The 5,734-nt window shown below is 70.1% G+C and carries 4 protein-coding genes; 2 read left to right on the forward strand and 2 right to left on the reverse strand.

The annotated features are described in order from the left end of the window. Positions 1 to 53 precede the first annotated feature (53 nt). Positions 54 to 1,343 (forward strand): YibE/F family protein, encoded by a 1,290-nt coding sequence (locus tag G6021_RS17850; RefSeq protein ID WP_179523540.1) that lies wholly within the window; start codon positions 54 to 56, stop codon positions 1,341 to 1,343. 9 nt (positions 1,344 to 1,352) lie between these two features. On the opposite strand, the gene G6021_RS03230 is transcribed toward G6021_RS17850, so the two are convergent. Both G6021_RS03230 and G6021_RS03235 read right to left on the reverse strand, forming a co-directional pair. Continuing rightward, positions 1,353 to 2,606 carry a pyridoxal phosphate-dependent aminotransferase gene (locus tag G6021_RS03230; RefSeq protein ID WP_179523539.1) on the reverse strand — a complete coding sequence of 418 codons (1,254 nt, stop codon included), beginning with the start codon at positions 2,604 to 2,606 and terminating at the stop codon, positions 1,353 to 1,355. A gap of 72 nt (positions 2,607 to 2,678) precedes the next feature. Next, on the reverse strand, positions 2,679 to 3,770 hold the full coding sequence (locus tag G6021_RS03235) for a helix-turn-helix domain-containing protein (protein WP_182610063.1): 1,092 nt from the start codon (positions 3,768 to 3,770) through the stop codon (positions 2,679 to 2,681). A gap of 68 nt (positions 3,771 to 3,838) precedes the next feature. Here G6021_RS03235 and G6021_RS03240 point away from each other — a divergent pair, with 68 nt between their 5' ends. After that, positions 3,839 to 5,677, forward strand: a complete 1,839-nt coding sequence (locus G6021_RS03240; protein WP_182610062.1) for an NAD(P)/FAD-dependent oxidoreductase — start codon at positions 3,839 to 3,841, stop codon at positions 5,675 to 5,677. Positions 5,678 to 5,734 lie beyond the last annotated feature (57 nt).

Raw genomic sequence — 5,734 nt, forward strand, 5'->3', positions numbered from 1 at the left:
CTCCGACCGTCCTCCGACTCCGACCGGGCCCGGCGCGGGTTAGGGTTACCCGCGTGAGCGACCGGCCAGCGACCCCTCCCCGGCACCGGCACCGGGTCGAGCGCCCCCGACACGGGTCCCGCCTCGTTCCGTCCGGCGGCGCCGGCCGGATCACGGTGGTCGGACTGATCCTGGGCGCGGTCGCGACGATGATCGGGGTGGCGCTGCTCTGGCCGACCTTCCAGGACCCCGAGCTGGACCCGTACTTCGCCCAGTCGTCCGGGTCCTCGGTGGTGACCGAGCGGGGCGAGGTCGTGTCCACCGAGGTGGCACCCTGCGGCTCCCCGGACAACGGTCGGGTGCTGCCCGGTCCACCGCTCGAGCCCCGGTTCCCCGGCCCGGAGTGTCCGCGCTCGATCGTGCGACTCGACACCGGCCCGGACGCCGGCCGACAGGTCCTGCTGGAGATACCACCCGGGCCCGGATCCCCGGACCTCGGTGAGGGCGACCAGATCCAGCTGGGCCGCTCCCCCCAGGGGGCCACCGACACCTATGCCTTCGAGGACTTCACCCGCACCGTGCCCATGGCGTTGTGGCTCCTCGTGGGCGCCGTGGTGATGGTCGCCGTCGGGCGGTGGAAGGGACTGCGGGCCCTGATCGGGATCGCGGTGGCCCTCGTCGTCGTCGTGGGGTTCGTCCTCCCCTCCATCCTCGACGGCAACCCGGCCATCCTGGTGGCCGTGGTCGGCGGCTCCGCCGTGCTCTACCTGGTGATCTACGTGGTCCACGGGATCAACCTCAAGACGCACGCCGCGCTGCTCGGCACCCTGTCGGCGATGCTGGCGGCGGCGTTGCTGAGCTGGGTGGTCATCGAGACCACCAGGATCACCGGGCTCAGCGGCGACTCCACGACCCAGGTCCAGGTGTTCGTGCAGCACGTCTCGCTGACGGGACTGCTGCTCGCCGGCTTCATCATCGGCGCCCTGGGCGTGCTCAACGACGTCACCGTGAGCCAGTCCGCGACCGTGTTCGAGATGCGCCACCTCGACCCGCACGCCGGACCCGTCCAGGTGTTCCGGTCGGCGATGGGGGTCGGACGCGACCACGTCGCCTCGATGGTCTACACCCTGGTGTTGGCGTACACCGGGTCGGCGCTGCCGCTGCTGCTGCTGTTCTCGCTGGGGACCCGCTCGCCGCTGTCGATCCTCACCTCCGACGTCGTGGCCGTGGAGCTGATGCGGTCGCTCGTCGGCGCGATCGCCCTCGCCCTGTGCGTCCCGCTCACCACCGCGGCAGCGGTGTGGCTCTCCCGCGACGTGACCCCGGAGGAACTGGACCGGGCGACCGTGGGCGCGCGGCACTGAGCGCCCGGACTACTGGCGGTACGAGGCCAGGAAGTTGCCGATCCGCTCGATCGCCACGGCCAGGTCGCGGCCGGCGGGCAGCGTGACCACCCGGAAGTGATCCGGGTCGGGCCAGTTGAACCCCGTGCCCTGGGTGACCAGGATGCGTTCGCGTTCGAGCAGGTCCAGCGCGAACAGGCGGTCGTCGTGGATCTCGTGGACCTCCGGGTCGAGCCTGGGGAACACGTAGAGGGCGCCCATCGGCTTGACGCAGCTCACCCCGGGGATCGAGTTGAGCTTCTCCCACGCGATGCCGCGCTGCTCGTGGAGCCTGCCCCCGGGCTCGATCAGCTCGTTGATCGACTGGTACCCGCCGAGTGCCACCTGGATGGCGTGCTGCGCGGGCACGTTGGGGCACAACCTCGTCGAGGCCAACAGCTCCAGACCCTCGAGGAACCCGGCCGCGTGCGCCTTGGGGCCGGTGATCGCCATCCAGCCCGCCCGGTAGCCCGCCACGCGGTACGTCTTGGACAGGCCGTTGAAGGTCAGGACCAGAAGATCGTGCGCGAGCGAGGCGATGGAGGTGTGCTGCGCCTCGTCGTAGACGATCCGGTCGTAGATCTCGTCCGCCAGGATGAGCAGACTGTGCTCGCGGGCCAGGTCCACGATCCCCTGCAGGACCTCCCGGGAGTAGACCGCCCCGGTGGGGTTGTTGGGGTTGATCACGACGATGGCCTTGGTCTTGGGCGTGATCTTCGAGGCGATGTCCTCGAGCGACGGGTTCCAGTCGTCCTGCTCGTCGGCGAGGTAGTGGACGGGCCTGCCCCCGGCGAGTGAGGTCATGGCGGTCCACAGCGGGTAGTCCGGGGCGGGGATGAGGACCTCGTCGCCGTCGTCCAGCAGCGCCTGCATCGTCATGGTGATCAGCTCGGACACGCCGTTGCCGAGGTAGATGTCCTCCACGTCCAGCTGCGGGAAGTCGGGGACCAGCTCGTACCGCGTGAAGATCGCTCGACGGGCCGACAGGATGCCCTTGGACTCCGAGTAGCCCTGCGCGTGGGGCAGTGCAGCGATCATGTCGCGCATGATCACGTCCGGCGCCTCGAACCCGAAGGGGGCGGGGTTGCCGATGTTCAGCTTGAGGATCCGGTGACCCTCCGCCTCGAGCTGGTTCGCCCGCGCCAGCACCGGGCCGCGGATCTCGTAGAGGACGTCCTTGAGCTTGGACGACTGGTCGAGCGTGCGCGGCTGGTGGAGCGTGCGTCCCGTGTTCTCCGGCGTCATGACTGCTGATTGTGCCACCTCGGTCGGACGAGGTTCCGGCCGCGCCGAACCGCGGTGTCAGAACCCGTGGCGTCAGATCCCGTACCGCAGGTCGATGATGGCCGGGATCTCCGAGAGGGGCAGGAGATCGTCGGGATGCTCCACCGAGAGGAAGTCCACGCAGCCTCGCGCGTGGGAGGCCAGGGCGTACGGCTGGGAGTCGATCGACAGGCCGGTGAGCTGACGGAGCCTGCGGACCTCGCCCCTGACGGTCGCCGTGGCGTCCCTGTCCCCGTAGAGCGCCTCGGACAGGGAGCGCGCGGTCCACGCCTCCCGGGACGCCAGGAGCGCGAGCAGTTCCGCCCTTCGCGGGGTGAGGTCGACCGTCGACCCGTCGGCCCGGATCACCGACGGCCTCCACCCGAGCAGACGGATCTCCGTCACCGGGTTGTCGCCCCGATCCGTGCTCTCGTCGGGGCCGGGTCCGGGGCGCGAGCCCGCGTCCGGCGGGCGGGGGTCGTCCGGGGACGGCCCACCCACTCCGTTCGCGAGCAGCGTCTCGGCCAACCGGGTACCGCAACGGACCAGCGCGGCCGTCTCGGAGCTCGAGAAACGGACCGGATGGGAGACGTCGAGGACCCCGAGGATCCTGCCGCGGGCGTCCCGGACGGGACTGGCCGTGCAGGTCCAGCCGTGATGGGCCCGGACGTAGTGTTCGCCGGCGGTGGCGTGGGTCAACGTCCCGGTCTCCAACGCGAGGGAGATGCCGTTCGTGCCGATCCCCCGTTCGGACCAGTCCGCGCCCTCGGCGAACGCGATCGAGTCGGCGCGGCGGAGTACGTGGGGACTTCCCGACCGCCAGAGCAGGCACCCCCGTGAATCGGTGAGGACCACCAGGTGCCGGCCCGCGGCGGAGGTGTCGGACACCGAGGCCACCACGTCCGCCGCGATGTGGCGCAGGGGTGTGCGCTGCCGCGCGTCGGCGACCTGTTCGCGGGTGAGCACGCGGGCCGGCATTTCCTGGTCCGGCGAGATCCCGGCCGCTCCGCTGCGCCTCCACGCCTGTAGGACCCGCGAGTCGAGGTCTGAGGTCGCGCCACCGGAGAGCGCGATCCCGTGGGCCCTGATGGAGCGCTCGGCGAAGGCCCGGGGGTCGGAGAACCGCAGGGCCGGGTGCAACGACATTGCCACCCCCTGGGGAAGAAAGTGTGATCTACGTCATTGCCGAAGCTACACGAGACGAAGGAGCGGACATGACCCAGACGACAGATGCACCGGCCGACCGGGGTGGGGCGGGCGGCGCCGGTTCAGGCGCCGACGCCACGGTCGAGAGGTGGCTCGGGGAGTTCGACGAGGCCCTCCGGGCGGGGGACGCGGAGCGCGCGGCGCAGTTGTTCGACCCCGAGGGCTACTGGCGCGACTTCGTCGCCTTCACGTGGAACCTCAAGACCCTCGAAGGGCGGGAGCAGATCCGCGGGATGCTCGATTCCCAGCTGTCCGCGGTCTCCCCCTCCGACTGGAGGCTCGACGACCCCGCGAGCGCGTCGGGTGACCTGACCGAGGCGTGGGTGACCTTCGAGACGGCGGTCGGCCGCGGATGGGCCCACCTCCGCTTGCGCGACGGCAGGGCCTGGACCCTCCTGACCACGATGCAGGAACTCAAGGGGCACGAGGAGAAGAGGCGCCGGACCCGGGACCAGGGCGTCGAACACGTCATCCGCAAGGGGCGCACGACGTGGCTCGAGAAGAAGCAGGAGCGCCAGAAGGCCCTCGGATACACCGAGCAGCCGTACACGGTGATCATCGGCGGAGGCCAGGGCGGGATCGGGCTCGCGGCCCGACTCAAGCGGCTGGGCGTGCCGACCATCGTGATCGAGAAGAACGAGCGGGCCGGCGACTCGTGGCGCAAGCGCTACAAGTCACTCCACCTCCACGATCCGGTCTGGTACGACCATCTGCCGTACATCCCCTTCCCCGACGACTGGCCGGTGTTCCCGTCCAAGGACAAGGTCGGGGACTGGCTCGAGCACTACACCGCGATCATGGAGCTCGACTACTGGTCCGGTACGCAGTGTCTGACCGCCGACTTCGACGAGGAGTCCGGGACGTGGCGGGTCGAGGTGGACCGGCGAGGCGAGAAGGTGGAGCTCCGCCCCACCCAGCTGGTGTTCGCGCTCGGGGTCTCGGGCTACCCGAACATCCCGCACGTCGAGGGCGCGGACTCGTTCACCGGCGAGCAGTGGCACTCCTCGGAGTTCACCGGGGAGGGGGACGTGGAGGGCAAGCGGGCCGTGGTGATCGGCTCGAACAACTCGGCCCATGACATCTGCGCCGCGCTCTGGGACCACGGAGCGGACGTCACCATGGTCCAGCGCTCCTCCACCCACATCGCGCGGAGCGAGTCGCTCATGTCGCTGGCGCTCGGACCCCTGTACTCCGAGGACGCACTGGAGGCGGGGGTGACGACCGAGAAGGCCGACATGCTCTTCGCCTCCTGGCCCTACCGCCTGCTCCCCGGGGTGCAGATCCCCGTCTACGAGCAGATGGCGGAGAAGGACTCGGAGTTCTACGGCCGACTCCGCGAGGCCGGATTCGAGCTGGACTTCGGGGAGGACGGGTCCGGCCTCTTTCTCAAGTACCTCCGGCGCGGTTCGGGGTACTACATCGACGTCGGTGCCAGCCAACTGGTGATCGACGGCGAGGTCGCGCTGGCACGCGGGCAGGTGACGCGGATCCGGGCCGACGGGGTGGAGCTGGACGACGGGACGATCCTGCCCGCCGACCTCATCGTCTACGCCACCGGGTACGGCTCGATGAACCAGTGGTTGACCGATCTCGTGTCGCAGGACGTCGCCGACCGGGTGGGCAAGGTCTGGGGATACGGTTCCGACACCACCCGGGACCCCGGGCCCTGGGAGGGGGAACTCCGCAACATGTGGAAGCCGACGAACGTCGAGCAGCTCTGGATCCACGGAGGCAACCTGCACCAGTCCCGCCACTACTCCAAGTACCTGGCCCTGCAGCTCAAGGCGAGGATGGAGGGCGTGCCCACCCCCGTGTACCAGGTCCAGGAGGCGCACCACCCCTGCTGACGGCGGGACCCGTCAATGCACCTGCGGCCCGTGATCGGGGTGTCCGATCACGGGCCG

The organism is Dietzia sp. CW19 (assembly GCF_014145265.1).
Taxonomy (GTDB): domain Bacteria; phylum Actinomycetota; class Actinomycetes; order Mycobacteriales; family Mycobacteriaceae; genus Dietzia; species Dietzia natronolimnaea.

Coding starts and splice junctions, on each gene's coding strand:
- G6021_RS03230 (WP_179523539.1), bottom strand. CDS start 2,606: ATGACGCCGGAGAACACGGGACGCACGCTCCACCAGCCGCGCACGCTC.
- G6021_RS03235 (WP_182610063.1), bottom strand. CDS start 3,770: ATGTCGTTGCACCCGGCCCTGCGGTTCTCCGACCCCCGGGCCTTCGCC.
- G6021_RS03240 (WP_182610062.1), top strand. CDS start 3,839: ATGACCCAGACGACAGATGCACCGGCCGACCGGGGTGGGGCGGGCGGC.